This is a genomic window from Paenibacillus nanensis (genome assembly GCF_003583765.1).
GTDB classification, from domain to species: domain Bacteria; phylum Bacillota; class Bacilli; order Paenibacillales; family Paenibacillaceae; genus Pristimantibacillus; species Pristimantibacillus nanensis.
In genome coordinates this window covers 338,925-365,103 of sequence record NZ_QXQA01000002.1, presented here as the reverse complement: position 1 = coordinate 365,103, position 26,179 = coordinate 338,925, and the positions used below count along the sequence as shown (strand labels likewise).

Sequence of the window (26,179 nt, the reverse complement as noted above, 5' to 3'; positions counted from 1 at the left end):
TACGATGCGAAGCGAAGTTGTGAAGGCGGATATTACAGTTGTCGGGGGAGGGCTTGCGGGCGTATGCGCGGCGGTGGCGGCGGCAAGGCTCGGCAGGCAGGTCGCGCTTGTGACGAACCGGCCCGTTCTCGGCGGCAATTCCAGCAGCGAGGTTCGCGTCTGGGTATGCGGGGCGACTGCGCACGGCACGAACCGTTATGCCCGGGAGACGGGCATTATGGGCGAGATGTTCGTGGAGAACCAGTACCGCAACCCGGAGGGCAATCCTTATTTGTGGGACCTGGTCGTGATGGAGACGGTGAAAGCGGAGCCGAATATTCGGCTGTTTCTGAATACCGACGTGCATGAAGTGGAAGCTGACGGCGGTGAGGAGAACCGGATAATCCGTTCGGTGACGGGATGGATGATGGGCTCCGAGCGTCGCATCCGGTACGAAAGCCCGTATTTCCTTGATTGCACGGGCGACGGTCTGATTGGCTTTTTGGCGGGCGCGCGCCACCGGATCGGCCGCGAGGCGGCGCACGAATACAATGAAGCATGGGCGCCGGAAGCCGCGGACGACATTACGCTCGGCAGCACGCTGCTCTTCTACACGAAGGACGCGGGCCGGCCGGTCAAGTTCGTGCCGCCGAGCTTCGCCAAGGACATTACGCAGACGCCGATCCCGATGAAGCGGGTCATTCGCAGCGGCGATTCCGGCTGCCATTATTGGTGGATCGAGTGGGGCGGCGAGCTTGACACGGTGCACGATAACGAGCGCATTCGCGACGAGCTGTGGTCCGTTATTTACGGCATTTGGGATTATATCAAAAATTCCGGGCAATTCGACGCCGAGAACATGACGCTGGAATGGGTCGGTTCGATTCCAGGCAAGCGCGAATACCGGCGGTTCGTCGGCGATTATGTACTGAACCAAAACGATGTTATCGGTCAGCGGCAGTTCGAGGACCGGATCGCGTTCGGCGGCTGGTCGATCGACCTGCATCCCCCGCAAGGAATGTACGCGACGGAGAGCGGCTCGAAGCATATGCACGCCGACGGCATTTACCATATTCCGTACCGCTCGCTCTATTCGGCGAACGTGACGAACCTGCTGTTCGCAGGGCGGAATGTCAGCGCGACGCATGTCGCTTTTGGGACGACGCGCGTCATGGCGACCTGCGCGGTGATGGGCGAGGCGGCGGGATCGGCGGCGGCGCTCTGCATAGCGAAGGGAGTTACGCCGCGCGGGCTGTACGAGCTTGAGCTAGATACGCTGCAGCAGACGCTGCTTCGGCAGGATGCCTCGATTATCGGGCTTGCGAACGAAGATGCGTCTGATCTTGCCCGTCAAGCGAAGGTGACGGCTTCGTCTTCGCGCACGAGGATTGCGGTGGAGAAGGGGAGCGCACGCTATCCGCTTGCGCATGACGCGGGCATTTTGTTCCCGGTCGAGCCCTCGCTTGGCGGTCTGGAACTGCTCGTGGATGCATCGCAGGACACTGAACTGACGGTGGAGCTATGGGATACAGGCCTCCCGGAAAATTATGTGCCGAGCTCGCTCGTAGCTAGCGTGAAAGTGGAAGTGCCGGCAGGCGAAGGGACATGGGTTGCGGTGGACGGATTGAACTGGGAGCCGGAGCGGGCATGCAATGCGTTTGTTGTTGTTCGGGCAAATGAGCAGGTCGGGCTCTATTTGTCGGAAGAGCCGCTGACCGGCGTGCTGTCGTTCGAGCGGGGAGCGGCACCGCACGCCGTTGCCGAGCTGGAGGATCACGACGCGTCGCAGCCGATCGTCGACTGGAGCATGAAGAAGCTCGTGCGCCGTCCGTTCTGCTTCCGCGTATTGTCCGCGACCGCGGCTTATTCGCCGGACAAGGCGGTCGGCGGCTACAAGCGCCCGTATGGGGGACCGCAGCTATGGGCATCCGAGCCGCTCGCAGCCGGCGGGGAGCAATGGCTCGAGCTGAGCTGGGATGGTGCCGTCGCGGCGCGCGAGGTCATCGTGACGTGGAATGACGATGTGAATGAGGACCTTATCAATCTCCACCATCACCGCACGCCGTTCGAGGTAATTCCTGAGCTGGCTAAGCATTACAGGCTGGAGGCTCGCATCGGCGGGGCCTGGATAACCGTGTCCGAAACGCGCGACAACCGGCGCCGCACGAACCGTCTCCGGTTCGACTCTCCGATCGTTACGGATGCGCTGCGCGTGGTCGTCGAAGAGACGAACGGCGCTCCGTGCGCAGAGCTGGTGGAAGTACGGGTATACGAGTAACTAGGAAGAAGAGTCGTATCCTCCTATGCAAAGAGCTGCCTTGGGCAGCTCTTTTTGCGATAGGAGCTGCGCAGTTGATGCGCATAGGGCTGGGCGTGAGCTCAGCTGTCCGGAAGCGGGGGGCCGCGCGGAACGAATAGCACTAGGCGAGAGTATATGCGCGGGGGCGGCAGTCCGCGCGAGAATAATATCGCCAGGCGAGACTAAAAGCGCGGGAGCGGCGCTCCGCGCGGGAATTATATTGCCAGGCGAGACTAAAAACGCGGGAGCGGCAGTCCGCGCGGGAATAATATCGCCAGGCGAGACTAAAAGCGCGGGAGCGGCGCTCCGCGCGGAAATAATATCGCCAGGCGCGACTAAAAGCGCGGGAGCGGCAGTCCGCGCGGAAATAATATCGCCAGGCGCGACTAAAAGCGCGGAAGCTGCGCTCCGCGCGGGAATAATATCGCCAGGCGCAACAAAAGCGCGGGAGCGGCAGCCCGCGCGGAAATAATATCGCCAGGCGCAACTAAAAGCGCGGGAGCGGCAGTCCGCGCGGGAATAATATCGCCAGGCGCGACTAAAAGCGCGGAAGCTGCGCTCCGCGCGGGAATACTATCGCCAGGCGAGACTAAAAGCGCGGGAGCTGCGCTCCGCGCGGACAATAATAGCGCCAGCCAGGCGCGACTAAAAGCGCGGAAGCGGTGCTCCGCGCGGGAATAATAGCGCCAGGCGCGACTAAAAGCGCGGGAGCGGCAGTCCGCGCGGAAATAATATCGCCAGGCGAGACTAAAAGCGCGGGAGCGGCAGACCGCGCGGGAATAATATCGCCAGGCGCGACTAAAAGCGCGGGAGCGGCAGTCCGCGCGGGAATAATATCGCCAGGCGCGACTAAAAGCGCGGGAGCGGCAGTCCGCGCGGAAATAATATCGCCAGGTGCGACGGAATGCGCTTACCCCACCATCTCCATAAACCGGCTGGCCGCCTCAGTGAGCGGCATGTTCCGCATCGTCATGATCCCCACGCGGGCGGGCGGGAGCTGCACGTCCAGCTGAATTTCGAAGAGCGTGCCCTCCTCCAGCTCCTTCGACACAAATTCCCGCGTCACGTACGAGATGCCGAGACCTTTGCGCGCAAGCTCGATAAGCAGCTCCACGCTGCCGACTTCGATTTCCGGCTTCAGCGTATGTCCGTAGCTTTGGAACAGCTCCGTTATCGCCATTCGCGCCCGGCTGTTACGGGAGAACAGGATGATCGGATGCTCAAGCAGTCGCTCCAATGTCAACACCGAGTTCTCCAATTCGGCATAATGCGACCCTGCCACGAAGCAGTCCTGCAGCTCGATGCTTTCCCGTACCTCCAGCTGCGAATCGACGATCGGCATCCGGACGACGCCTAGGTCGATTCGCCCCTCCTTCAGGAAAGAGATAATTTCCGGCGTCGTGCCATGGTTAAGATGCAGCTTAACTCCGGGATACCGGCGATGAAATGATTCGAGGTACGGCAGCAAATAATGCTTGAACAACGAGTCGCTTCCTCCGATGCGCAGCTCGCCGCTGTCAAGGCTTTTAAGAGCGGCCATTTTTTCTTCCGCTAACGTGATCAGAATTTGCGATTGCTCAATATAGGAATAGAGCACCGCGCCTTCCTGCGTCAGCGTAACGCCTTTGGCCGTCCGATTGAACAGGCTGAGGCCAAAGCGCTCCTCCAGCTGCTTGACCGCGTGGCTTACGCTTGGCTGTGTCAGAAACAGCGCGTTTGCCGCTTTCGTCAAGCTTCCTGTTTTTGCCGCCCAATAAAACACTTTATATAGTTCATAATTATTAGTCATAGACATGATCTATATCTCCTCTAAAATCTATCGATTACTTAAATGGCTGTTAAACGTATTATAGTAGAGGGAAGGAAAAGAAACTAGAGCTCCAGAGGAGAAAGGAAGTTAAGAGATGCCTGCTACGAAAACGATAGAACAGTTAGCGATCGATACGATCCGCACGTTGTCGATCGACGCCATTAACGCCGCCAATTCGGGACACCCGGGATTGCCGATGGGCGCGGCGCCGATGGCCTATGCCTTGTGGTCCAAACATTTAAGCCATAATCCAAGCCATTCGAAGTGGTTCAACCGCGACCGGTTCGTGTTGTCCGCGGGCCATGGCTCCGCGCTTCTGTACAGCCTGCTCCATCTGTTCGGCTATCAGGTTTCGATCGAAGACCTGAAGCAATTCCGCAAGCTGAACAGCAAGACGCCGGGCCATCCGGAATTCGGACATACGGACGGCGTTGACGCCACGACGGGTCCGCTTGGTCAAGGCATCGCGAATGCGGTCGGAATGGCGATGGCTGAAGCCCATTTGGCGGCGAAGTTTAACCGGGACGGGTTCCCGGTCGTCGACCATTACACTTATGCGCTTGTCGGGGACGGCTGCTTGATGGAGGGCATTTCGTACGAAGCGATGTCCATGGCCGGCCACATGAAGCTGGGCAAGCTGATTGTCCTGTACGATTCCAACGATATTTCGTTGGACGGCGATTTGAATCTTTCCTTCGGCGAGCATATCCAAAAGAGAGCCGAATCGGCGAACTGGCAATATTTGCGCGTCGAGGACGGCAATAACGTGAAAGCAATCGCGGAGGCGCTTGAAGCCGCCAAGCGGAACGATGCGCAGCCGACGCTGATCGAAATCCGGACCATTATCGGCTACGGCAGTAAAGCGGCGGGTACGAATAAAGTGCACGGCAATCCGCTTGGCAAGGAAGAAGCGAAAGCGACCAAAGCCGTATATGGCTGGGAGCATGAAGAAGAGTTTACCGTGCCGGCTGAAGTCAGAGCGCATTTCGAGCAGCTGAAGCAGGAGGGCGCGCAAAAGGAAGCGGCATGGAATGAGCTTCTGGCCTCCTACGAAGCGCAATATCCTCAGCAGGGCAAGGAGCTCCGCCAAGCCATCGACGGCAAGACGCTTATCGACGCGAAGGATATTTTGACGTTTGACTCTTCCAAAACGATATCCACGCGCGTCGCGAGCGGCGAAGCGATCAACCATTACGTGAAGACCGTCCCGTCGATCTTCGGAGGAAGCGCGGATCTGTCGCATTCGACGATGACGGATATAAAAGGCGAGGGCAAATTCGCGGTCGATTCGTATGCGGGACGCAACGTCTACTTCGGCGTGCGCGAGCATGCGATGGGCGCTGCAGGCAACGGCATGGCGCTGCATGGCGGCGTAAAACCGTTCGTCAGCACGTTCTTCGTATTCAGCGACTATTTGCGCCCGTCCATTCGTTTGGCCGCGCTGCAGAAGCTGCCGGTAACGTACGTATTTACGCATGACTCCATCGCCGTAGGCGAAGACGGACCGACGCATGAGCCGGTTGAGCATCTGGCTGCACTGCGCACCATCCCCGGACTGACGGTCATTCGTCCAAGCGACGCGAACGAAACTGCAAGCGCATGGGCTTACGCTTTGAGCCAGAACGAAGGACCGGTCGCGCTCGTGCTGAGCAGACAGAACCTTCCGGTATTCGAAGCAACGAAAGGCAATGTGGCGGACGTGGCCAAGGGAGCATATGTGCTCTCGGAAACAAACAGCCAACCGGATCTGATCCTGATCGCAACGGGCTCCGAAGTGTCGCTCGCGGCAGGCGCCAAAGCAGAGCTGGAGAAGGACGGCGTATCCGTACGCGTCGTCGCGATGCCAAGCATGGAATTGTTCAACCGCGCGCCGGAAGCCTACAAGCAAAGCGTTCTGCCGGATGCCGTGACGAAAAGAATCGCCATCGAAGCGGGCATTTCGCTCGGCTGGGAGCGTTACGCGGGACCGCAGGGCAAGGTTCTGTCGATAGATACGTTCGGCGCATCTGGCCCTGGAGGCGAAGTGCTGGAATACTTCGGCTTCTCCGTAAGCAATGTCGTCAAAAAGGCGAAGGAATTGCTCTAATCATAAATTATAAGCACAGGCCTCTCTAACAATAAACAGGCAATCCCTATTCATCGGGATTGCCTGTTTGGCGTGAGTCCGCAAAGGTATGCAAGATCAGCCGGGCGACGCTCCGCGTACATTCGAACAAGTTGAACTCGGCCGCTTCCAGGTTAGCTTCGAGATCGGATGGAGCGCGGACGATCGAGAAGCAGCCCGTAAAATGAGCATGCAGCTCCTCGCTTCCTTCTCCAAGACTGCCGGAAATCAGGGTAACCGGCTTGCCGGCCTTCTTTGCCAGCTGTGCGACGTGATACGGAAGCTTGCCGTATAAGGTCTGCCTGTCGCTCCTGCCCTCGCCGGTAAATACCCAATCCGCAGCTGCGATAAGTCCTCCTAAGCCGGTCATGTCCTCTACGATCTGGGCGCCGGGCACGAGCTGAGCGCCTAAAGCGATAAACGCAAACCCGAGACCGCCTGCCGCGCCCGTGCCGGGCGTATCCCGAAGCGGCTTCGAAAGTTGCCGCTCCACAAGTCCGGCATAATGCCGCATCGCCGCGTCAAGCTCCAGCACTTGCTCCGGCGTCGCCCCTTTCTGCGGGCCGAACACATAGGAGGCGCCCAGCTCCCCGAGCAGTGGATTCGTGACATCACAGGCGATAATAATCCGGCATTCGCTAAGCCGTGAATCCAGTCCTTCGAAGCTCGCCTCGCTTAAAGCGCCAAGCTCCCGCCCGAAGCCCTCCGCCGCGCTTCCGTCCTTCAGCTTGAACCGCGCGCCCAAAGCGGTTAACATTCCAAGTCCGCCGTCATTCGTAGCGCTCCCGCCGAGGCCGATCACAAATCTGCGGATGCCTAGATTAAGCGCTTCCCGTATCGTTTCGCCCAGCCCTCGTGTCGTCGTGAGCATCGGATTGCGCCGCTCCTCGGGCACCATTGGCAGACCGCAAATTGCGGCGGTCTCTATAACGGCAACCGAGTCTTCAGAGTCCTCGATGATGCCGAAGAAGCTTTCGGTCAACTCGCCAAGCGGCCCGGTTATTTGAGTCCGGACGAGTTGTCCTCCGGCTGCCTTCACCAAAGCGTCAACCGTACCTTCTCCGCCGTCGGCCATTGGTACGATATGGATCTCGGAATCCGGCATTTCCTCCCGGAGCGCGCGGGCCATAATCTGTCCAGCCTCTGCGGAAGTAAGACATCCTTTGTATGAATCAGGCGCGATTACAAACCTCATAGGTTCACCTCGAAATGGGAGTGACTTGCTTTATCATAACAAGTAAAATCGCCAGTCCGCAATTTCGAAGAGCTCCGCATGCAAGAATGCGGATCGGACGGGGAAAGCTAAGATGACAGAACCTATATTTTCCAAACTGGAGGACAACCTATGCGCATATTTGTTGCCTTGCCTGTGCAAGGGGAAGCGGCCGAAGAGCTTACAAGCTGGGCGAAGGAGCATCGGACGAAGCTTTCCTTTCGTAAATGGACGCACCCGAGAGATTACCATATTACGCTGCAATTTTTGGGCGAATGGCCGGAAGCGCGGCTTGAGGAGCTGCACGCGGCCCTGCGCAGCATACGTTTCAATCCGATCAAGCTCGCCTTAAATGGGGGTGGCGCCTTCGGGCCGGCCCAAGCGCCCCGCGTCTTATGGGCTGCTTTGGCCGGAGAGGTCGAAGCTTTGAAGGAGCTGCATCGGGAGGTTGTACAAGCGACAAAGACGCTTGGCTTCGTGCCTGAGGAGCGGCGGTATGCCGCGCATATTACGCTGGCGCGGAGCTTTACCGGAAACAACGGCGGCGCGTTAAGCGAGATTATGGCTACGATGCCGGTCGAGGCGGCCTGGGAAGCGGACCGTTTTGTCCTGATGCGCACCCATATGAATGCGTCGCCAATGTACGAAGTCATCGGGGAATATGGATTGGGCCAAAATGATTAAACTCGGCTAAACAAATTAGTTACAAAAGCACAGGGATATGGTACAATTCTATCACGTCAAATCGTTCTTTATAACGAACACAACTAAACGTAGGAGAGGGCGAACCATTGAGTGCTATAGCAGGCGTGCTGTGTTTATCGGGAGACTGCTCCTCTAGGGAACCAATAGTCAAAGTCATGGAAGCGCTGCGTAAGTATCCCGCGGATGACGCGCGGATATGGATGCATCCGTCCTCGGCTTTATCTTTAGGCTGTCACGCGTTATGGACGACAACGGAATCGGTTGGCGAGGCGCTACCGCGGTACACCGAATCGGATGGTTTGGCGATAACGGCTGACGTCATTCTCGATAACCGGGAGGAGCTGTTTGAGCAATTAGGGATTGCAAGCCGCGATCGAAAAGGGATGACGGACAGCGAATTAATTGTTGCCGCTTATAAGAAGTGGGGGGACAGCTCTCCCCGATATTTGGTGGGCGACTTTGCTTTTGTCATTTGGGATGAGAAACGCCGCGAACTGTTCGGCGCCCGCGATTTGTTAGGCAGACGCACGCTTTATTACGTGCAAACGCCGGACAGGTTTGCCTTCTGTACCGTCATTCAGCCGCTGCTCGCCATACCCGGCGTACGCAAGGAGCTCCAAGAGGACTGGTTCGCGGAGTTTCTCGCTATTCCGATGATGCTGGATGCGATTGACGTAAGGGCAACGGCTTATCGGGGCATTTGGCAGCTTCCGCCCGCGCACTCCATTACAGTCAAGAACGGCTCGGTTACCATTAAGGAATATGACAAAATAACGACGCCGAAGCGAAAGCTGAATCTGAAGTCGGACGCCGAATACGAGGAAGCGTTCCGGGATGTGTTCGAGAGGTCCGTTCGCTCGAAGCTCCGTACGCGACTGCAGGTCGGCATTCGATTAAGCGGGGGGCTGGATTCCGGCGTTGTTGCCGGTTTTGCCGCAAGCCCGCTGCGGCAGGAAAGCAAGAAGCTGCATGCGTACAGCTTCGTCCCTGCGGAAGGATATACGGACTGGACCCCGAAAAGGCTAATCGCGAACGAGCGTCCGTACATCGAGGAAACGGCGCGCTATATCGGCAATATCGAGGAGCACTATATGCCGTTTGAGGGACGGAGCGCGATAAGCGAAATCGATTCGGTGCTGGATATGGTGGAGGGGCCTTATAAGTTTTTCGAAAATGCGTTCTGGCTGACAGGCATGCTCGAGCAAGCCAAACAGCATGGCGTCAGCGTTATGCTGAACGGAAGCCGGGGGAATTACACGGTATCCTGGGGAGATCCGATCGACCATTACACCCGATTGCTTCGAACGTTCAGATGGGTGCGGGCTTACCGTCAGCTGAACGGCTACGTGCAGGTCATGCGGACGGGCAAATCGGTTATTTTCCCGATTATGGCGAGGCAGGCCTATGCCTACTGGATGAGATCGTCGCTTAGGAAGAAGCGGTCGGACATTCCTTTGTTGATCCATCCCGATTTCGCGGCGAGAACAAAGGTCATCGAACGGCTTATGGACGCCGATGTCGGCTTAACGGCGTATTCGCCTGACGAAATAAGCGCGAGAAACGATCAGTTCGAACGGCTCTCCGTCTCCAATCACATTGGTACGGCCGCCGCCAAAATGTCGCTCCCTTACGGGATTGTCGAACGGGATCCGACCGGCGATCCGCGGGTGATCCGCTTCTGTCTATCCGTCCCCGACGAGCAATTTGTCCGAGGCGGCGTAGACCGTTCGCTTGTGCGAAGAGCCGCCAAGGGTCGTCTGCCGGACATGGTGCGGATGAACATACGTCAAAGAGGCGTTCAAGGGGCGGATTGGATCTACCGGCTGCTGCCGCAATGGAAGTCGGTCCGGGAGGAATTGGACGCGTTATGCGCAGATCCTCTCGCTTCCCATTATTTGAATGTCCCGCAAATCAAAAAATCGCTGAGAAAGCTGGGCGAGCAGCCGAAGCTGGAGTACGCCTTTGATCTGGATGCCCGAATAGCGATTCGAAGCCTCATTGCTTACCGTTTCCTGCGGCGATGGGTTTAAGTCCTGACTGAGGAAGGAGGTGAATAAAGATGACGATGCCAACGAAACGGGCTTGGCAGAAGCCGGCGCTTGAAGTGCTTAACGTGTCGATGACTATGGGAGGTCCGCATTGGTGCAACCCGGACGCGAACAACGACGGTCACAACAATGCCGTGAAATGCGATGCTGTCATTGATCCATCTTAAGACGATACGGTTTGGCGATCGATAGAAGCTTTACATAGGTGCTCACGGCTGTTCGCGTTTGACGCGGATAGCCGTTTTTTTATGACAAATGTCATAGGAAAAGTCTGACACTGCGCTCTTATCGGGACGCTCGAAGGCATGTACGATAAAAGCATCGACAATATCGTAAGGAGCTGAACGTGATGACAGGAGCACCCGCAGTACAATTCCGAAACATCGTGAAAGCATATGGCGCTAAGAGAGCGCTGGACGGGCTGGATCTTGCGCTTGAGAAAGGCAAGGTGACAGCGCTGTTAGGACCGAACGGAGCCGGGAAAACAACGGCAGTGTCGCTGATGCTGCATTTAACAAAGCCGACCTCGGGCGAGGTGACGGTAGACGGACTTGCGCCTGGCCGCAAGGAGCTGAAGGAGCGAATCGGCGCCATGCTGCAGGATACGGCCGCCCCCGACGGACTGACGGTCCGGGAGACGCTTCAGCTGTTCCGCAGCTATTACCGCAATCCGCTTGCGCTCGATCGGCTGCTTCAAATCGCGGGCTTGGACAAAGAGAAAAATAGGCGCGCCGCCTCGTTGTCGGGCGGTCAGAAGCGCAGGCTCGCGTTCGCCGTGGCGCTCGCCGGCGACCCGGATATGATTGTGCTGGACGAACCGACCGTCGGGATGGACGTGGAATCGCGCAGCCGATTCTGGGAAGTCGTCCGCGCTCTCGCGAGCTCGGGCCGCACGATCTTGCTGACGACCCATTACTTGGAGGAAGCCGACGCCGTCGCGGACCGGATCGTCGTTATCGCGCAGGGGCGCCTCGTCGCGGACGGAACGCCGGATGAACTGAAAGCATCCATGCCGATGAGAAGCCTGTCCTTCAAGGCGCGCCGGATGCCGGCGGAGCAGGAGCTGCTTGCTCTGCCCGGCGTGCAGGAAGCACGCGTCAGCGGCGCTTTCGCGCACCTTAAAACGAAGGACACCGACGCGCTTCTAGGGCTCCTGCTCGGCTCGGATTGGGGCGTGTCCGATCTTCAGATTCAATCGGCCAGCCTGGAATCCGTGTTCCGGCAGCTGACGGAGACAAACAACGGCAAGGAAAAGGAGAGTGACCAATAATGAGAGGCTTCAAGGCGCAATTTACAGCAGAATGTATCCGTATCGCGAGAAGTCCGTTTTTTATGCTGTTCTCCGTACTGATGCCGCTTGCCTTCTATTCGTTGTTTACGATGCTGAACGGGGCGGACGCGAAAATCGGAGACGTGTCGTGGGGCGGCTACTCGTTAATGTCGATGACCGCGTTCAGCCTAATCGGCACAGCGGCGGGCCAGTTCGGCATACGGCTCTCCCACGAACGGAAGGACGGACTGACGAGGCTGCTCAGACTGACTCCTCTCTCTACCGGCGCGTGGGTGCTGGCCAAGCTCGTTTCCCATCTGCTCATCCATGCCGCGATCATTGCCGTCATGTTTGTTTTTTCGGCGCTTGTTTTCGGGACGGAGATGCCGGCGGGCACCTGGGTGATGTGCGGGCTGTGGCTGCTGATAGGCAGCGTGCCTTTCCTGGCGCTCGGCATTCTGATCGGAACGATCAAAAGCACGGATATCGCCACGGCGGTCTCGAACGTCGTCTATATGGGCATTTCCGTAGCGGGAGGGCTTTGGATGCCGCTTAGCAGCTTCCCGGGATGGATGCAGAAGGCCGGGGAATGGCTTCCATCCCATGCGTACGCCGACGGGGCCTGGAGTCTGCTCGAGGGACAGCCGGCGATTGCGGGCAATTTGCTTCTGCTGCTGAGCTATGGGATCGGTTTTCTGATGCTGTCCGCTTGGATTTTGAACGGGCGGGAAGCAGGCTAGAGGCTGCTTGGCCGCTATCTATAACTCTGGCTTCAGATATGATAGGATAGATGGGGAAAAAGGGAGGGGCTTGATAGACCGTTATGCCTATGCGAGAAAAATGTCAAAGAGAAAAAGAGAAGCGGTGGCAATACCTGCTGCTTGCGAACATGGCGATCCCGGTCTATTTCATGCTCCAGGAGCCGGCCGTACGAATGGTTCCCGGGCTTGGCGCCCTCGTTCTCATGCTCGGCTTGCAGATCGCTGCTATCTCGCGGCGCAGCTGGGTGCCTTATCTAGTTCTCATTCAAACCGCCGTCATGCTGTACCTCGCGCTCGTTTATAACCCGATGTATCTTTATATCGTGTTTTTTATGTCGTATTCCTTCTATGTTCTTCGCTTTCCGCTGCTCGTTGGCGTCACGGCGGCTTTCGCGCTCATCGTAATAGGAAGCATGATTGCCGGAGGATACGAGAGCAGCATGCAATATTGGTTCAACATGCTGCCTCCCATCTTCGGGGGCTGCGTATTGCCTTATATCGTTCGCGTCTCTGCCCGATACCGGGATATGGCGACTCGGCTGCAAGCCGCAACGAAGCAGATCGAACGGATGGCGCAGCAGGAGGAGAGGCAGCGGATCGCCGGCGACTTGCATGACACGCTCGGGCATACCCTTTCGCTCATTAAGCTGAAGAGCGAGCTCATGGAGAAGCTGGTCCACCGCTCGCCGGACAAAGCGGCGGCGGAAGCGAGAGACATGCATCTCGCTGCGGCCGCGGCGCTGAAGCAGATGCGGGAGACGGTCTCCGATATGAAGATCGTCCGTTTGGCCGAAGAATGGGAGCATGCCCGAATGCTGGGGGCGGCCGCGAACATTCGGATCCATATTATAGACGGCGCGGAGAACTTCCCGTTTACGCCGCTCCAGGAATCCGTGCTTGCCATGTGCGTGAGGGAGGCGGTTACGAATATGGTGCGGCATAGCCGGGCAACGGAATGCCGCATCGAGGTGAGAGTGGAGGACGAGGCCATCAAGTGCGTCGTGGCGGATAACGGCATCGGCCTCTCTTCGGAAGCGGCGGCGGCTTCAAGCAACGGAATTGCCGGAATGAAGCAAAGACTGGCTTTGCTGGAGGGGCAGCTTCTTATCGACAGTACGAGCAAAGGCACCCGTCTAACCATGTACATACCGATCGTGAAACGACTAACGCAGAAGGGAGCTGCCGACTTATGATTCGAGTCGTGCTTGGAGACGACCAACAGATGCTGCGGAGCGCGCTTGCGACGCTTCTGGATTTGGAAGGGGATATAGAGGTCGTCGCGCAGGGCGGCAACGGCGCGGAGACGCTGCAAATGATCCGCTTGCATCATCCGGATGTCAGCGTGCTGGATATCGAAATGCCGCTCATGTCGGGACTGGACGTAGCCGATGAGCTGAAGCGATTGAACCATCCCGGCAAAGTCATCATCCTGACGACCTTCGCCAAGGCGGGATATTTCCAGCGGGCCGTCAAGGCCGGCGTCAGCGGCTATTTGCTGAAGGACAGCCCGAGCGGCGAGCTGGCGGAGGCGATAAGACGAGCGGCGGGCGGCGGCCGCGTTATTCATCCCGATTTGTCGCTTGCGGTATGGGAGGATCAAAGTCCGCTCACCGCGCGAGAAACGGAAGTGTTGGCGGCCGCAGCGAAAGGCTTGACCATGAAGGAGACCGCAGACCGACTGTTTCTCAGCCATGGCACGGTCCGGAACTATATGTCGGAAGCGATGTCTAAGCTGGAGGCCAAAAACAAGATGGATGCGGTGCAAATCGCGCAGGCGAAAGGCTGGATATAGAGAAGAAGGGAGTCCTCGGAAACGCGGGTAACGTTTCAGCGGGCTCCCTTCTTTATACCTTTTTTTATCGGTCTAAATAGCTGCTGGCGAACAGAAGAGGAAGGCGGCTTCCGTTTGTGCTTGCGCCATACCGCCGTCATGAGGAGCGTCACCAAGCCGATCAGCGCGACAAAGCCCATACTGATCAAAAATCCCGGACGGCTGGTGTGATGCAGAGACGTTCCGCTTACAGCGAGCAGGATGATGACGATGCCGGACCAGCGCTTGACCTGCCCCCAAGCGCTCAATTCGAGCAGCTTGCCCGACGTGACGAGAATAAAGGTCCAGTTATAAATCAGCATCAAACCGGCCGCTGTCGTAATATATTCATATAGGCTTTCCGGCATTAGCAGCGCAAGCAGCACGGAGCCGGCCATCGTGAGCGCAGTGACCCCGATGGCATAATAAGGCATCTTTTTTTTGCCCTTCGTCGTATTCGCGAGAATCGGAGGCGCGTCTTTGTTTTTGGCCAGCGTCGTTAGGATGGTAATGACCGCAAACAAAGAGGCGACCATCGTCGAGAACCCCGCGATAATAAAGACGCCGTTAAAAAGATGAGGGACAAAGGCGATGCCGTAGCCGTCCAGCGAAGCGACGAACGGACTTTCCTTCGACGTAATGGTCGTCCATGAAGTAAGGCTGAACACGAGCAGCAGGGAGGCGACATACAAGCCGGTCAGCATAAAAATCATGAACCGTCCCGCCTTGGGCGCCTGCTTCGGATCCTTAAGCCGTATCGCCATCAGACCCATAATTTCAATCCCGCCGAACGAATAGAACGCGTAAATCATGCTGGACCAGGCTCCCTTCCAGCCGGTCGGGAAAAACGGCGCCGGCCATGCCGGATCCGTCTCGCCTTTGCCAAGCCAGCCGAATAACGCGCATAACGCCAGCACGATAAAAGCGACGATGGCGGCGAGTTTAATGGCGGCCAAAATATGCTCGACCCGCTCAAAGCCTTTGGTGCCGATCAAAATGACGATGAGCCCGAGCACGCCGTAGGTCGAGGCGAAGATCCACATCGGAACGCCTGGAAACCAAAATCTAGTGAACAAGGAGAGGGCGGCCATCTGGCTTCCCATAATTAACAGCTCCGATGATAAATAGACCCATCCGCTGCTGAAGCCGGCCCATCTTCCGAACGCTTCGCCTGCGTAAGCGCAGAATGAGCCCTCCTTCGGATCTTCAGCTGTCATGCGGGCGAGCACGTCGAACACGACAAAGGTTCCGAACGCGGCTAACAGGAAGGCTGCGATTAAGGCGGGCCCGCCTATTTTGATGCCGACGCCTGTGCCTAGAAAGTAGCCGGTGCCGATCGTACAGGCAACGCCGAGCAGCGACAGCTGCCACCAAGACATCGGTTTTTCTTTGCTAGCTCCACTCAATATTCCGATTCTCCTGTGTATGCTGGATTTCGAACACAGGATAGTGTGCTTAAATGGTTAGCTTGCTATTCCATATTTAGAAAAATAACACCTTGCAGGCTTGCCAGCCGAAATAAAGGCCGAACCCGATTAATGACGCCGCGGAAATATAGGATATGAACTGAAGAAGCCTTTGCGTTAGGAAACGTTTAAAGGTGCTGGCGAGCAAAGCCATTGCGAAATCCCATATGATCAAGCCTAAAATGATCGCCGAAGTATAGAGCAGCAGCTCCTTCGTGCCGTACACCGCCGCTGCCTTGGCGAGGACGGAGCCGTAAATGCCAAGCCAAAACATAATGGAAAGCGGATTCGAGAGCGACAGAAAGAAGCCTGTCCCAAACGATTTGGCCAAGCTTTCTTTATTTTCGCTGCGCGTATCGACCAGCTTGCCTGCTCCTTTGAAGGCGTCGATTCCGCTGTAGATCAGAACGAAGCATCCGAACAGCCAGAGGAACGTTTTAATTAATGGCGCCTCCAGGAAATGAATCGTTCCGAAGAAGACGACACCAAGAAATACAAGATCAGCGGTTAAGGAGCCAAGCCCTAATATCCACGCATTCCAAAATCCGCCCCGGATGCCGCGGTCCATTTGGGCGGCGTTAACAGGACCGATCGGAGCTGCTAGAGACAGCCCTAATAAAATATAACTTACGAATAAGCTCATGCGGCAAATCCTCCTGCATCTATTGTTTCGAACCCTACATCACAATCTATGCGCGGGGGGAAGCCTGTACCACAACAATCTTGTTTTCCAATGTGTTACATTTTGTCGAGGTTAAGTTATAATAATATAGGATAATATGAGAGCGGAGCGGAAGAGAGGAACGGAAATTGGGAAGACCCCTATATCAACAAATCCAGCATGATATTTTGCGGCAAATCCAAAGCGGTCAATTAGTCCCCGGTTCGATGGTTCCGACAGAGAAGGAGCTTGCGGAAAAATACGGCGTGAGCCAGATTACGACGAAAAACGCGATCAAGGGATTGGTGGACGAGGGCCTCCTCATTCGATACAGGGGGAAAGGCACATTCGTCCGGCATGCGGATGACAGCCAGTCCCAAAAGGCGCATGCGGATTCGGCTTTAGACGTCAAAACGATCGCGTTGATTCTTCCTTCTATGAAAACAAAAATCGATCAGCGTCTCCTCGACAGCTTGGAGAAGCATAGCGCGGAAGCAGGCTATGAGCTGCTGCTGCGCATTACCCGCGAATCGCCGGAGGAGGAGGCGCGAGCGATTGACCGATTCAGAGAGAGAGGGGTCGACGGCTATATCGTTTTCCCGGTAGAGCAGGAGAGCTATAACGAAACGATTCTTAGACTTTTTTTGGACCGCGAGCCCCTCGTTTTGGTCGACCGGTTTCTTAAAGAAATTAAAACCTACAGCGTTAGCTCGGACAATATCGGCGGCGTGAAAGAAGCGATTTCCGCCTTGCTTGAGAAAGGCCATCGCCGCATCGCCTATTTGACGCCCGAGATTACGAATACGGCGACTGACGAGCGCGCCAGAGGGTATGAGCTGGCATTTACGGAGCATCAGCTCCTTATTGACAAGTCATTATGGTGCACGCTCCCTCTGGAGACGATCGCGTCGGGCAAAGGGAAGGAGCAGATCCGGCAGTTTTTGTTGTCCCAGCAGGATTTGACGGCGATATTTGCGGTAAATGCGGAGCTAGCCCGCTACGCTTATCAGCTCTTGCATCAGGAGAATGCGTATCGCGGGACTAAGCCGGAGCTGATCGCTTTTGACGAATCGGAGCTCGAGCAGGTTACGTATATTCGCCAGCAGATCGATGAGATCGGCCGGCTGACAATCGAATTATTATCGGAGCAGCTTCGCGGCCAATATAAGCCGCGCAGAGAAGTCGTTCCGGTGCAGCTCGTCAGCCATTCCTAATAAGGCCTTCGGAATCCAATGGATTTCGAAGGTTTTTTATTTACAGGATATCTAAAATAGTATAATAATATAAATAATATAATACTTTTATACGAAGGTGTGATACAACTTGAAAACGCTTCCGCTCTATAAGCAGATCCAGCAGGACATCAGGCGGTTAATCGCCCACGGCAAGCTGCGGGAAGGGGACCGCGTGCCTTCCGAGAAGGAGCTGTCCGAAAAGTATAGGGTGAGCCAAATCACAAGCAAAAACGCGTTAGTTGGACTGATGGAAGAAGGCGTTCTCGTTCGCATTCAAGGAAAAGGCACCTTCGTCATGAGCAGGCCGGAGCATGCATCCGCATATGAATTGCTTGGCGACGCCCGAGTAAGAAGCGGCCGGATTGGGCTGGTGCTGCCGACGATGAAAACGAAGGTTGACCAGCGCTTTCTGGACGAACTCGAAAGATACGTGACGGCGAGCGGCTTCGAGCTGATGCTGCGGATTACGCGGGAATCGCAGACGGAGGAGACGGAGGTGATTTCTTCGTTTCTTAAGCAGGGCGTTGACGGATTGATCATTTTCCCCGTCGAAAACGAGATGTATAACGATTCTATTCTGAGGCTGTCGCTCGACCGGTTCCCGTTTGTTCTGATCGACCGGTACTTGAAGGAAATCAAGACGTACAGCGTAAGCTCCGATAATTTGCACGGGACGAAAGAAGCGGTCACGTATTTGATGGACCAAGGCCATTCGAATATCGCGTTCATTTCTCCCGAAATCACCAACTCCGTAACCGACGAGCGCTCGCAAGGCTTCGAATTGGCCTATCTGGAGCGGAAAATCTCGATCGACAAAAATTTATGGTGCCTTCTTCCGCTTGACATTATCGTATCGGGAAAGGCCGGGGAGACGATTGTAAGCTTTCTGAAGGAAAGGCCGCACATTACGGCTGCGATGACGGCAAATACGGAGCTTTGCCGAGCCGTTTACGGCGCGGTGCGCAAGCTGGGGAGAACGGTGCCGGACGATTTTGCCCTCGCGACGTTTGATCCGCCGGATTTGCCCCATGTCACTTATATCCGTCAGAACGAGGACGAGATGTGCAGGCTGACTGTCGACCTGCTGCTTGAGCAAATTGAAGGCGTTTATAATGCCCGCAGAATGATCGTCCCCGTGTCCTTAATTCCGGAAGGGTAAAAGCTCTAATTTTATACTTAATTCAGTATATAAATTTATAATAATATATAATATTATTTCATTGTAAAGCGCTTTCAAATTCCATGAAGAAAAAGAGGGGATTTTCATGAAACGGAAAATGAAATGGTCCATGCTTCTCTTGCTTGCGCTAGTGCTCGTATTATCCGCATGCAGCGGCGGCGGCAATGATCCGGCTCCGTCTGGGAACGCTTCAGGCGGCGAACAGACGGATACGAATGCGGGCGACAAAAAAGAAAACGTCACGATCGAGTTTATGGGTCACGGAAACCCGACCGAAAAAAGCATCTTTGAGAAACTGATCGCGTCCTTTGAAGCGAAATATCCGAATGTAACCGTGAAATACACTTCCGTACCGCCGGCGGAATACGCGCAAAAGATGAAAACGCTGATTGCCTCGGGCAAAGCGCCGGACGTCTTCTATGTAGGCAGCGCGGAGTTTTACCGCTTCGCCGAGGCCGGCACGCTGCTGAATCTTCAGCCTTACTTGGATAAAACGGACTTATTCAATCCGGATAATGTATGGACGCAAGCGCTTGACCGGTACCGCTACGACGGCACGTCGATCGGCGCGGGCGAATTGTACGGCCTGCCGAAGGACGTAGGTCCATGGGCGTTCGTCTACAACAAGGATCTGTTCGAGAAAGCGGGCGTTCCCGTCCCGTCGGCAGCTGCCGGCGAGTGGACGTGGAACGATATGCTGGACGCGGCGAAGAAGCTTACCGTGGACGAAAACGGCGACGGCAAGCCGGAGCAATACGGCGTAGGCGCCTACAGCCTGGAATCGGCGGTATGGGGCAACGGCGGAGAGTTTATCGATTACAAAACGGGTACGGTGCTCGTCGATCAGCCGGAATTTTATGAAGCGATGCAATTTGTCGCGGATCTCAATCTGGTGCACGGCGTGAGTCCGAATCAGGAAGCGGAGCAAGCGATGAACGCTTATACGCGTTTCATTAACGGACAGCTAGCGATGTTCGCAATGGGTCCTTGGGATCAGCCTGCGTTCTGGGAGCTGCCGTTCGGGTGGGATCTCGCGGCATGGCCGGCCAGCCCGAATACCGGCAAGACGGCGACGTGGCTTGGTTCAATGGGCTTCGGCGTATCGGCGAAATCGAAGCATCCGCAGGAGGCGTTCGACCTAGCGTCGTTCCTGTCGCTTGACCAGAACGGCCAGCGCGAAAATTATCAGCTGGGCCAGGCGGTGCCGAACCTGATCGATATGGCAAACGGCGAGTTTATGGAGATGGACAAATCGCCTGAGAACCGTCAAGTGTTCATGGATATTATTCAGGAATATGGCCGTCCGGATATTCCATACGGCTCCAAGGACACGCAATGGATCGATACGTTCTGGCAGAACGCGAGCAAGGTGTGGAACGGGGAGATGACCGCTAAGGATTGGACCGCGCAAATCAAGCCGCAAATGCAGGAGCTGTACGACAAGAACAATAAGTAGGGCCGCGGGGAAGGCGGGAGCGGACGGATCGCTGCCGCTCCCTTTTCTTCTTCCAAGTGGTTTAAAAGCGATCCTATAAGAAGGTGGAAACGGATATGCAAACAAAAAAGTTTTCCGGCTACCGCAGGAAAGAGCTGTTCTGGCTCTATTTATTCGTGGCGCCGCCAGTGCTCGGTTTTCTGTTGTTCGGCCTTGTGCCGATGCTTTTCTCGATTTACATGAGCTTTCAAGATTGGGATATGCTGTCCGATCCGACCGGCGTCGGACTTAGCAATTATTCGGAATTGCTGAAGGACGAGAAGCTGTACAAATCGTTATACAACACGGTCTACCTGATGATCGGCATTCCGATCGGCATGGTCATATCGCTGTTGCTGGCGATCCTGATGAACCGGCCGCTGAAGGGCATCTCCGTCATGCGGACGATCTATTATTTGCCCGTTATATCCCCAATTATCGCGGTTTCGCTGCTATGGCAGTGGATTTTGAACCAGGATTACGGGCTGCTGAACAACCTGCTGTGGGATTGGTTCGGCATCCGAGGCCCGAACTGGCTCGGCGACCCGGACTGGGTTAAGCCTTCCCTTATCCTGATCGGCCTGTGGGGCGGCGTCGGCGGCAATATGGTCCTTTATTTGGCGGGCCTTCAATCGATCGCGTCCTCCTACTACGAAGCTGCGGAAATCGACGGGGCCGGCGCATGGCATAAATTTACGAAAATTACCGTTCCTCTGCTAAGCCCGATTCATTTCTTCGTGCTTGTTATGGGCATTATCGGAGCGTTCCAGTCGTTCAGCCAAATCTACGTGCTTGCGGTAGACGGCGGACCGGAATACAGCGGCGGAACGATCGTCTATTATATTTTCCAGCATGCGTTCGAATACTTCAACATGGGCTACGCGAGCGCAGCTGCCTGGCTGCTCGGCATTCTTATTTTCATCGTGACGCTTATCCAGTTTAAGTTATCGAATAAATGGGTCTATCAGGATTAAGGAGGAGGGATACAGATGAAGCAGAAAAAAATCGCAAATGTCTGGGCGTTCCTGATCCTGCTTGCGGGCACGGTCTTTATGATCGCGCCATTCCTATGGACGCTGTCGACTTCGCTGAAGGAGCAGCGCAACGTTTTTGAGATTCCTCCGAAGTGGATTCCGAATCCGGCGACGTTTGCCAACTACAACGAAGTGTGGGAGCAATCTCCGCTGCTGAACGGCTTTTTGAACAGCTTGATCATTGTGGTGACGGTCCTGACGATCGGCTTATTCGTCAGCGCCATGTCGTCCTACGCGTTCAGCAAGTTCGAATTTCCGCTTAAAGGCGTTTTATTTATGGGACTTCTCGGAACGATGATGATCCCGTATTCCGTCGTTATGATTCCGCAATATATCGGCTTCTCCCGGCTGGACTGGGTCGATACGCTCCTGCCGCTTATCGTGCCGGGCCTGTTCGGCAATATCGTCGTCGTCTTTTTCCTGCGCCAATATTTGGCCGGGGCGCTGCCGAACGATCTGATCGAAGCAGCCAAAATCGACGGCTGCAGCTTTCCGCGAATTTTCTGGTCGATCGCCCTTCCGGTCATGAAGCCTGCGCTGGCTGCGCAAGCGGCGCTTGGCTTCATGGGGATTTGGAACGATTTTCTCGGACCGCTCATTTATTTGCATACGCCGGAGAAGCAGACGATCCAAGTGCTGATCGCGTCCATGCAGGCCATGTACGTCAGCCAGTCCAATTTTCCTCTAATTATGGCGGCCGCCGTCATCGCGATGATCCCGGTTATTCTGGTGTTTTTCTTCTGCCAGCGTTATTTCATCGAATCTCTTGCGATCAGCGGCATTAAGGGGTGAGCGGTTGTTGACGACAAAGCATTTCCCGGTCAAAAAAGCCGCTTGCCTGATCGGACTTTCCGCCCTGCTTGCGGTAGCAGGCTGCGAATCATCCCCGAAACCGGAGGCGATCGAATTGAAAGCGTACGAAAATGTATTCAGCAATCCGTTCCCGCATCTAGAGGAAGAGTGGGACGACTACGGCAACGGCGACCCTTTCGTCATGCGGCATAACGGCACTTATTATTTATATGTCAGCACAAAAGACTTCCGCCCCGGCATCAAAGCTTGGCAGTCGGAGGATCTCGTGAACTGGAGCTACGCGGGACTTGTCACGGAAGACCCCGTGTCGACCGGGGCTTACGCTCCTGAGGTCGTGTACTGGAACGGTTATTTCTACCTGTATACATCGCCAGCGGGAAAGGGCCACTACGTATACCGAAGCGAGTCGCCGACGGGGCCTTTCGAACGGATCACGGATAATCTCGGCATGAGCATCGACGGGTCGGTCTTTATCGACGATGACGGCTCGTGGACGTTCACCCATGCCGGAACCGAGGGTATCGTCGGCGTGCCGATGGACAGCCCTTCTACGTTCGGATTCGGCGCTCCAATCGCGGGAACGTTCCTCGGCCATTGGACGGAAGGCTCGATGATCATCAAGCGCGGCGGCACTTATTATATGACCTTTACCGGCAACCATGTCTTCAGCAAAGGCTACCGGATTCACTACGCAATATCCAAAGATTCGCCGCTCGGTCCGTATACGGTCCCGTCCAACAATCCGATTATTATCAGCACGGACCCGTCCTTCAACGGGCTTGGCCACAGCTCGACGGTGATGGGACCCGATCTTGATTCTTATTATATCGTGTACCATAATCTGGTCGGACGTTCCGCGGAAGGACCGCCCGTGCGGCAAATGAATATCGACCGGCTCGTCTTCAATGGCGACATGATGGATGCGGTCGGTCCTACAAACTACAGCCAGCCCGTACCGTCCAGACCGAACTTCGAAGGAAGGCCGGGAGCAGGCCAAGGGGAATGGGAGGAGCGCCAGGCGGATGGCGGGGGAAGCTTTACGCTGAGCAAGACCGCCGCTTCCGAACGCTACACGGCGGAATATAACTTGCGGATAACCGAGACGGCCGGCGCTGATACGGCAGTCGGAGCGGTATTCGCTTATGCCGACGACAGCAGCTACCATCTGGCGGAGCTTCATCCGGCCGAGGGACGCCTGACGCTCGTCGCGGTCAAGAACGGCGAGCGGACGGTCAAAGCGGAAGCGGCGCTGCCGGAAGCGATGGATTATTCGAAGCTCCATGCCATTCGCATCGAAAACGACGAACACGGCGTGCGCGCGTATTTCGACGGGATGCTGAAGCTCGAGGCCGGCGAAGCGGCAGGTCCTGGCAAGATCGGCTACCTGGATCAACACGGCAAGCCGGATTTCGCCTATACCGCCTTCTCGAACCACGCAGGCGGGAGCAGCGATTTCGAGACGCCGAAGGCGCTGCCGGGCTCGATCGAAGCCGTTCATTATTTGCAAGGCGAGAATCGGGGCTTTTCGGTGAAGGAGAAGACGACGGACTCCGCTTGGAGGCCGGCGGACGGCACGGAAATCCGGCTCTCCTCGGACGGCGCTTATTCGGTCTCTTTAAACAACGAAGGCGACTGGCTCCGTTATGTCGTGAATGTATCGGAAAGCGGAAGCTACGCGCTCGATTTCGTGACAGCGGCAGGGACGGGAGAAAAGAAAGTAGAGCTGCTCGTTGACGACCGGACCGCCGGGACATTGAAGCTGAATACCGATCAGCCGATCGAGGAAGACGCGGAATGGGTCAAGGTGCGCGCCGGCCAAGTAGAGCTGGAGAAGGGCTTCCACACGATTGCGGTAAAAGCGAAAAAAGGCGGGCTGCAGCTGAAACGAATCGATTTTGCCCTTGCGCTTGACGAGCCGTTCTCATCGGAGCATGCGCTGCAGGATGCCGATTCGGAATCGGTGCACGGCGTTTGGAGTATAGCCGAGGACAGCTACGCGGGATGGTCGCTCGAGGACGCCAAGATCTACGGCGGAAACGAACGTTGGGCGGATTACCGGATCGAAACCGCCGTCACATTGGGTGACAATCCTTCCGGTGCGGCGGGCGTTCTGCTTCGCGTCACGAACGAATCGAATTTCAAGGATCAAGTGAAGGATTCGCTGATGGGTTATTTTGTGGCGGTTACACCTACCAGGCTTGAGCTGTACCGGCATAATTACGACGCGGAGCTTTTGGCCGCGGAGAAAGCGGAGCTGCCGGGCGGCGAACCGGTTCGGCTGCGGATCGAGGCCAGAGGAGGCTTGATCCAGGTCTTTGCCGGCGAGGAAGCGAAGCCTGTCATATCCTACTACGACCCGGACGCATTCATGCAAGGCAAGGTCGGCTTGCGTTCCATATACGCGTCGGATATTACGTTTAGCGACCTGAAGGTAACATCGTTGAAGCAGAAATAGACAAAATACATGATTCATAATGGGAGCAGTGAAGATGACGGAAACCAACTTGGAGAGCGTTTACCCCCGTCCGCAGTTCGCGAGACGGGATTGGCTGAACTTAAACGGGACATGGGAGTTCCAGTACGACGACATGGATGAAGGGACGCGCGGCGGCTGGCACACCGGGCATACGTTCGAGAGACGGATTCGGGTTCCTTATTGTTACCAAAGCGAGCTGAGCGGGATCGGCGAAAAGGAATTTCATGACCTTGTCTGGTACCGTAAAACGTTCGAGCTGCCCGAAGCCTATGCGGGCAAACGCCTGCTCCTCCACTTTGGCGCGGTGGACTACGAGGCGTGGGTATGGGCGAACGGCCATCTGGTCGCCTATCACGAAGGCGGTCATACGCCTTTCACCGCGGATATAACGAACGCGGTTACCGGCAGAGACGTTGAAATCGTCGTGAAGGCGAAGGACTACAGCAAGGATGTTACGCTTCCGAGAGGCAAGCAGTATTGGAAGGAACAATCCGAGATGGTGTTCTATACGCGGACGACGGGCATTTGGCAGACGGTATGGCTGGAAGCCGTGTCCGAGTCTTATCTCGAACGCGTGATGATGACGCCGGATATCGACCGGAATGAAATCAACATCCGCGCTTTCGCGGCGGGCTGGAAGCCGGGGCTGAAGCTGCAGGCGAGCATTGCCTTCGAGGGAGAATTTGTGTCGGAGGATCTGTTCGCGCTCGGCGGGGAGGAAGAGACGAGGACGATAAAGCTGCATGATTTTAACGATCACGGACTTGGCCGCTGGTGGACGCCCGAGAAGCCGAATCTGTACGACATTACGTTTCGGCTGCTGGACGGCGATACGCTTATCGATGAGGTGCAAAGCTACTTCGGCATGCGGAAAATTTCCGTCGAAGACGGCAAGGTATGCTTGAACAACCGTCCGTATTACATGAAGCTGGTGCTCGATCAGGGCTACTTCCCCGGCGGGGTGCTGACGGCCGGCTCCGATGAAGAGCTGCGCAGAGACGTGGAGCTGACCAAAGCGATGGGCTTTAACGGCGCGCGCAAGCATCAGAAGGTTGAAGATCCGCGCTATCTCTATTGGTGCGATAAGCTCGGCCTGCTCGTATGGGGAGAGATGGCGAACGCCTACCAGTTCTCGGAGACGTACGTGCGCCGAATGACGCGGGAATGGCAGGAGGTTGTGACGCGCGATTACAACCATCCGTGCATCGTCGTATGGCTGCCGATCAACGAAAGCTGGGGCGTGCCGAACATGCTGATCGACAAGCGGCAGCAGGAGCATACGCTCGCGATGTACCATTTGACCAAATCGCTTGATTCGACCCGGCTTGTTCTGTCCAACGACGGCTGGGAGCATACGAAATCCGACATCGCGACGATCCACGATTACGAATGGCGCCGCGAAGTGCTGGAGTCCCGTTACGAGACGGCGCAATCCGCCGTAAGCAGCATCGCCCAGAATCGCTGGATTTACGTTCCGGGTTATCCGTACAACGGCGAGCCGGTGCAGGTGTCCGAATTCGGCGGCATTTCGTTCCGGAAGGGCGGCGCGGCGGGCTGGGGCTATTCGGCCGCCGCGGACGAAGAGGATTTTCTGCGGAGGATCCTCGACGTCGTGCAGCCGATTCAGAACTCGAAGGCCGTCCAAGGCTATTGCTACACCCAACTGACCGACGTCGAGCAGGAGATCAATGGGCTGCTGACGTTCGACCGGAAGCCGAAGCTGCCGCTAGACGTTATCCGCGCTGTTAACGAAGGGAAGTCGCCGGTTTTGGCGGAGTTCAGCGATATGGAGAATGAAAAAGCTATTAAATTCTAAAAAAAAAATCGCAACCCGTTCGACT

At 56.1% G+C, this 26,179-nt stretch carries 21 protein-coding genes; 17 read left to right on the top strand and 4 right to left on the bottom strand.

The window, feature by feature from the left end; all coding sequences use genetic code 11:
- The first annotated feature begins 4 nt into the window (after positions 1-4).
- On the top strand, positions 5-2,257 hold the full coding sequence (locus tag D3P08_RS04880) for an FAD-dependent oxidoreductase (protein ID WP_119598315.1): 2,253 nt from the start codon (positions 5-7) through the stop codon (positions 2,255-2,257).
- 25 nt (positions 2,258-2,282) lie between these two features.
- Complete coding sequence (locus D3P08_RS04875; RefSeq protein WP_119598314.1) at positions 2,283-2,750, top strand: hypothetical protein; 468 nt, start codon at positions 2,283-2,285, stop codon at positions 2,748-2,750.
- A gap of 438 nt (positions 2,751-3,188) precedes the next feature.
- Here the strand turns inward: D3P08_RS04875 and D3P08_RS04870 are convergent, their stop codons facing one another.
- On the bottom strand, positions 3,189-4,067 hold the full coding sequence (locus D3P08_RS04870) for a LysR family transcriptional regulator (protein ID WP_119598581.1): 879 nt from the start codon (positions 4,065-4,067) through the stop codon (positions 3,189-3,191).
- 115 nt (positions 4,068-4,182) lie between these two features.
- On the opposite strand from D3P08_RS04870, the gene tkt reads away from it, so the two are divergent.
- Entirely contained in the window at positions 4,183-6,174 is a 1,992-nt protein-coding gene (tkt, locus tag D3P08_RS04865) for a transketolase (protein ID WP_119598313.1), read from the top strand.
- A 46-nt stretch (positions 6,175-6,220) separates the two neighbouring features.
- Here tkt and D3P08_RS04860 read toward each other — a convergent pair whose 3' ends face one another.
- Positions 6,221-7,387, bottom strand: coding sequence for a glycerate kinase (locus tag D3P08_RS04860; RefSeq protein ID WP_119598312.1), 1,167 nt, complete (start codon positions 7,385-7,387; stop codon positions 6,221-6,223).
- A 150-nt stretch (positions 7,388-7,537) separates the two neighbouring features.
- On the opposite strand from D3P08_RS04860, the gene thpR reads away from it, so the two are divergent.
- The 7 genes from thpR (at position 7,538) to D3P08_RS04825 (ending at position 13,981) form a co-directional block, all read left to right on the top strand.
- Positions 7,538-8,089, top strand: a complete 552-nt coding sequence (thpR, locus tag D3P08_RS04855) for an RNA 2',3'-cyclic phosphodiesterase (RefSeq protein ID WP_119598311.1) — start codon at positions 7,538-7,540, stop codon at positions 8,087-8,089.
- 107 nt (positions 8,090-8,196) lie between these two features.
- Complete coding sequence (locus tag D3P08_RS04850) at positions 8,197-10,140, top strand: asparagine synthase-related protein (protein WP_119598310.1); 1,944 nt, start codon at positions 8,197-8,199, stop codon at positions 10,138-10,140.
- A 29-nt stretch (positions 10,141-10,169) separates the two neighbouring features.
- Positions 10,170-10,325: a paeninodin family lasso peptide gene (locus tag D3P08_RS04845; protein WP_240647306.1), complete on the top strand. Its 156-nt coding sequence runs from the start codon at positions 10,170-10,172 to the stop codon at positions 10,323-10,325.
- 182 nt (positions 10,326-10,507) lie between these two features.
- Complete coding sequence (locus D3P08_RS04840) at positions 10,508-11,428, top strand: ABC transporter ATP-binding protein (protein ID WP_119598309.1); 921 nt, start codon at positions 10,508-10,510, stop codon at positions 11,426-11,428.
- Positions 11,428-12,168: an ABC transporter permease gene (locus D3P08_RS04835; RefSeq protein WP_338068701.1), complete on the top strand. Its 741-nt coding sequence runs from the start codon at positions 11,428-11,430 to the stop codon at positions 12,166-12,168. The genes D3P08_RS04840 and D3P08_RS04835 overlap by 1 nt, the downstream gene beginning before the upstream one ends.
- A gap of 83 nt (positions 12,169-12,251) precedes the next feature.
- Positions 12,252-13,382, top strand: coding sequence for a sensor histidine kinase (locus D3P08_RS04830; protein WP_119598307.1), 1,131 nt, complete (start codon positions 12,252-12,254; stop codon positions 13,380-13,382).
- On the top strand, positions 13,379-13,981 hold the full coding sequence (locus tag D3P08_RS04825) for a response regulator transcription factor (protein ID WP_119598306.1): 603 nt from the start codon (positions 13,379-13,381) through the stop codon (positions 13,979-13,981). The genes D3P08_RS04830 and D3P08_RS04825 overlap by 4 nt, the downstream gene beginning before the upstream one ends.
- A 35-nt stretch (positions 13,982-14,016) precedes the next feature.
- Here D3P08_RS04825 and D3P08_RS04820 read toward each other — a convergent pair whose 3' ends face one another.
- Positions 14,017-15,378 (bottom strand): amino acid permease, encoded by a 1,362-nt coding sequence (locus D3P08_RS04820; RefSeq protein WP_119598579.1) that lies wholly within the window; start codon positions 15,376-15,378, stop codon positions 14,017-14,019.
- A 103-nt stretch (positions 15,379-15,481) separates the two neighbouring features.
- Positions 15,482-16,108: a LysE family transporter gene (locus tag D3P08_RS04815; protein WP_119598305.1), complete on the bottom strand. Its 627-nt coding sequence runs from the start codon at positions 16,106-16,108 to the stop codon at positions 15,482-15,484.
- Positions 16,109-16,275: 167 nt separating this feature from the next.
- On the opposite strand from D3P08_RS04815, the gene D3P08_RS04810 reads away from it, so the two are divergent.
- The 7 genes from D3P08_RS04810 to D3P08_RS04780 all read left to right on the top strand — a co-directional run bounded on the left by D3P08_RS04810 (position 16,276) and on the right by D3P08_RS04780 (position 26,154).
- Positions 16,276-17,340, top strand: coding sequence for a GntR family transcriptional regulator (locus tag D3P08_RS04810; RefSeq protein ID WP_119598304.1), 1,065 nt, complete (start codon positions 16,276-16,278; stop codon positions 17,338-17,340).
- A 109-nt stretch (positions 17,341-17,449) separates the two neighbouring features.
- On the top strand, positions 17,450-18,520 hold the full coding sequence (locus tag D3P08_RS04805; protein ID WP_119598303.1) for a GntR family transcriptional regulator: 1,071 nt from the start codon (positions 17,450-17,452) through the stop codon (positions 18,518-18,520).
- A gap of 106 nt (positions 18,521-18,626) precedes the next feature.
- Entirely contained in the window at positions 18,627-19,997 is a 1,371-nt protein-coding gene (locus D3P08_RS04800; protein ID WP_119598302.1) for an ABC transporter substrate-binding protein, read from the top strand.
- 95 nt (positions 19,998-20,092) lie between these two features.
- Positions 20,093-20,989 carry a carbohydrate ABC transporter permease gene (locus D3P08_RS04795; protein ID WP_119598301.1) on the top strand — a complete coding sequence of 299 codons (897 nt, stop codon included), beginning with the start codon at positions 20,093-20,095 and terminating at the stop codon, positions 20,987-20,989.
- A 15-nt stretch (positions 20,990-21,004) separates the two neighbouring features.
- Positions 21,005-21,841 (top strand): carbohydrate ABC transporter permease, encoded by an 837-nt coding sequence (locus tag D3P08_RS04790; protein WP_119598300.1) that lies wholly within the window; start codon positions 21,005-21,007, stop codon positions 21,839-21,841.
- 7 nt (positions 21,842-21,848) lie between these two features.
- Positions 21,849-24,317, top strand: a complete 2,469-nt coding sequence (locus D3P08_RS04785; protein ID WP_240647304.1) for a family 43 glycosylhydrolase — start codon at positions 21,849-21,851, stop codon at positions 24,315-24,317.
- Positions 24,318-24,351: 34 nt separating this feature from the next.
- Positions 24,352-26,154, top strand: coding sequence for a glycoside hydrolase family 2 protein (locus tag D3P08_RS04780; RefSeq protein ID WP_240647302.1), 1,803 nt, complete (start codon positions 24,352-24,354; stop codon positions 26,152-26,154).
- The last annotated feature ends 25 nt before the right edge of the window (positions 26,155-26,179 follow it).

Coding starts and splice junctions, on each gene's coding strand:
- D3P08_RS04880 (WP_119598315.1), top strand. CDS start 5: ATGCGAAGCGAAGTTGTGAAGGCGGATATTACAGTTGTCGGGGGAGGG.
- D3P08_RS04875 (WP_119598314.1), top strand. CDS start 2,283: ATGCAAAGAGCTGCCTTGGGCAGCTCTTTTTGCGATAGGAGCTGCGCA.
- D3P08_RS04870 (WP_119598581.1), bottom strand. CDS start 4,067: ATGACTAATAATTATGAACTATATAAAGTGTTTTATTGGGCGGCAAAA.
- tkt (WP_119598313.1), top strand. CDS start 4,183: ATGCCTGCTACGAAAACGATAGAACAGTTAGCGATCGATACGATCCGC.
- D3P08_RS04860 (WP_119598312.1), bottom strand. CDS start 7,387: ATGAGGTTTGTAATCGCGCCTGATTCATACAAAGGATGTCTTACTTCC.
- thpR (WP_119598311.1), top strand. CDS start 7,538: ATGCGCATATTTGTTGCCTTGCCTGTGCAAGGGGAAGCGGCCGAAGAG.
- D3P08_RS04845 (WP_240647306.1), top strand. CDS start 10,170: ATGACGATGCCAACGAAACGGGCTTGGCAGAAGCCGGCGCTTGAAGTG.
- D3P08_RS04840 (WP_119598309.1), top strand. CDS start 10,508: ATGACAGGAGCACCCGCAGTACAATTCCGAAACATCGTGAAAGCATAT.
- D3P08_RS04835 (WP_338068701.1), top strand. CDS start 11,428: ATGAGAGGCTTCAAGGCGCAATTTACAGCAGAATGTATCCGTATCGCG.
- D3P08_RS04830 (WP_119598307.1), top strand. CDS start 12,252: ATGCCTATGCGAGAAAAATGTCAAAGAGAAAAAGAGAAGCGGTGGCAA.
- D3P08_RS04825 (WP_119598306.1), top strand. CDS start 13,379: ATGATTCGAGTCGTGCTTGGAGACGACCAACAGATGCTGCGGAGCGCG.
- D3P08_RS04820 (WP_119598579.1), bottom strand. CDS start 15,378: ATGTCTTGGTGGCAGCTGTCGCTGCTCGGCGTTGCCTGTACGATCGGC.
- D3P08_RS04815 (WP_119598305.1), bottom strand. CDS start 16,108: ATGAGCTTATTCGTAAGTTATATTTTATTAGGGCTGTCTCTAGCAGCT.
- D3P08_RS04800 (WP_119598302.1), top strand. CDS start 18,627: ATGAAACGGAAAATGAAATGGTCCATGCTTCTCTTGCTTGCGCTAGTG.
- D3P08_RS04795 (WP_119598301.1), top strand. CDS start 20,093: ATGCAAACAAAAAAGTTTTCCGGCTACCGCAGGAAAGAGCTGTTCTGG.
- D3P08_RS04790 (WP_119598300.1), top strand. CDS start 21,005: ATGAAGCAGAAAAAAATCGCAAATGTCTGGGCGTTCCTGATCCTGCTT.
- D3P08_RS04780 (WP_240647302.1), top strand. CDS start 24,352: ATGACGGAAACCAACTTGGAGAGCGTTTACCCCCGTCCGCAGTTCGCG.